The sequence below is a fragment of the Mumia sp. genome (genome assembly GCF_028803055.1).
Lineage (GTDB): Bacteria > Actinomycetota > Actinomycetes > Propionibacteriales > Nocardioidaceae > Mumia.
Genome location: NZ_JARBCJ010000332.1, coordinates 1 through 1,809 on the forward strand (window position 1 = coordinate 1; position 1,809 = coordinate 1,809).

Below are 1,809 nucleotides of genomic sequence, written 5' to 3' on the forward strand. Positions count from 1 at the left end.
GCCGGAGGTCGACGCCGTGAAGGTCCAGCTCACCCGGCGCGGCGGCGTCGAGGGTCCGAAGGAGCTCGCCGCGGCCCGCGCCAGCATCGACCACCGCCCTCAGGCCGGCACGGCGTACGTAGGTCAGCACCGCTGCGGCAAAGGCGTCGGAGGCGTGCACCGAGGTGCGGAAGTGGTCGACCGGGTGCTCGCGGCGATAGAAGCCGCCGGGCCCGTACAACGCCTCCTGCCAGGCCACGCGCCAGGAGATCACGCCGGAGTTGCGTACCGGGCCCGCAGGATGGCTCGACGGCGGGTGCCCTCCAGGTTGTCGCCCTTCTCGATGATCACCAGGTTGTGGTAGCAGTGGACGGCCACCACATGACGATCGGTGTAGCTGGGCTCGTACGCCTCGTCCACGAACTCCTCGTGGTTGAGGCCGTCGACGAGGGACTTGACGAGCGCCATCGTCGTCGTCGGGTCGTCGAGGTCCTCGCTGCCGCCGCGCTCTGGCCAGTACGAGGTCTGAGTGTCCTCGATCGCGTAGAACCCGCCGTCGGCGAGCCGCGGGAACAGGTAGGCGAAGGAAGCCCGCACGTGTTCGGAGCGGTGGCTTCCGTCGTCGATGATGATCGTCAGCTCGCCGACCTCGTCGATGATGCGCTGGAGCACCTCGGGGTCGGTCTGACTCCCGCGGTAGGTGGTGATCCGCTCGGCGTCGACGAACGACTTGTCCGCGATGTCCAGTCCGACGATCTGCGCGTTGCGGAAGAAGTGCTTCCACATCCGAAGCGACTTGCCCCCACGGCCCTCGCGGGCGTAGCCGCCGATGCCGATCTCGAGAACGTTGATCTTCTCGTCACGAAGGGGCGCGAAGTGGTACTCGTAGTGGGGGGTGTAACGGTGGTTGCCCCACTTGTCGGTCCGGAAGTGCTTCGCCAGCTGCGTGAGGTCCATCTCCGCCAGGTGCTCTGTCCGCGACTTCGCGGCCGGCCCGCGGGCGGCGCGCCGTCCCAGCGGGTCTCGGAGCCGCGCCCAGGCGGCGTCGCTGACCAGGGGCTTGATCCGTCGGACGGCGAACGACCGCGCAGCGTGGCTCACGTGTGTCTCTTTCCTGAGGGCGGGTTGCACGACACTGTAGCCAGAACCACGGTCCGTCCGGGAGGTCAAGCGAGGTACGAGTCCAGGGATTCACCTACCGGGAGCGGCTCGAACCCGGTGGACTCGATCTTGGTCAGGTCCAGCACCGAGTGCCGGGGCCGCGGTGCAAGCTCCTTGCCCTCGCCGTAGGCCTCGGTGGAGATCGGGGTGACGTCCTGCGGATCGCGGCCGCAGCGCGCGAACACCTCGCGTGCGACGTCGTACCAGGACATCGGCGCGCCGCCTCCACTGAGGTTGTAGACCCCGTACGGAGCGCTCGTCTCGATCAGGTGGACGATGCCCCGGGCGAGCTCGGTCGTGAACGTGAGGCGCCCGAGCTGGTCGTCGACCACCGACGGGCTGACGCCGTCCTTCGCCAGGCGCGCCATGGTGCGGACGAAGTTGCCGCCGTCGCCGATCACCCAGCTCGTCCGCACGACGTAGTGGCGCGCGATCGTCGAGACGACCGCGTCACCCGCGGCCTTGGTCTGCCCGTACACGCCGAGCGGAGAGAACGGCTCCGACTCGTCGTGCACCTCACGGGTGCCGTCGAACACGTAGTCGCTGGACACGTGGACGACGGTCAACCGGTGTCGCGCGGCGGTGGTCGCGAGGTGCACGAGCGCGGTCGCGTTGGCGGCCCAGGCCGCCACCCGGCCTTCCGGTGTCTCGGCGGTGTCGACCGCGGTG

Annotated in this window: 2 protein-coding genes and 1 pseudogene; all 3 read right to left on the bottom strand. The window is 69.2% G+C overall.

What is annotated here, in order from left to right; all coding sequences use genetic code 11:
- Positions 1-253, bottom strand: a pseudogene (locus PV363_RS17700) (hypothetical protein); the annotation flags it as partial.
- Positions 250-1,080: a hypothetical protein gene (locus PV363_RS17705; protein WP_220364837.1), complete on the bottom strand. Its 831-nt coding sequence runs from the start codon at positions 1,078-1,080 to the stop codon at positions 250-252. The pseudogene PV363_RS17700 and the gene PV363_RS17705, both read right to left, overlap by 4 nt.
- 65 nt (positions 1,081-1,145) lie before the next feature.
- Positions 1,146-1,809: sugar nucleotide-binding protein (locus PV363_RS17710; protein ID WP_301023079.1), on the bottom strand; the 664-nt coding region annotated here is incomplete at its 5' end.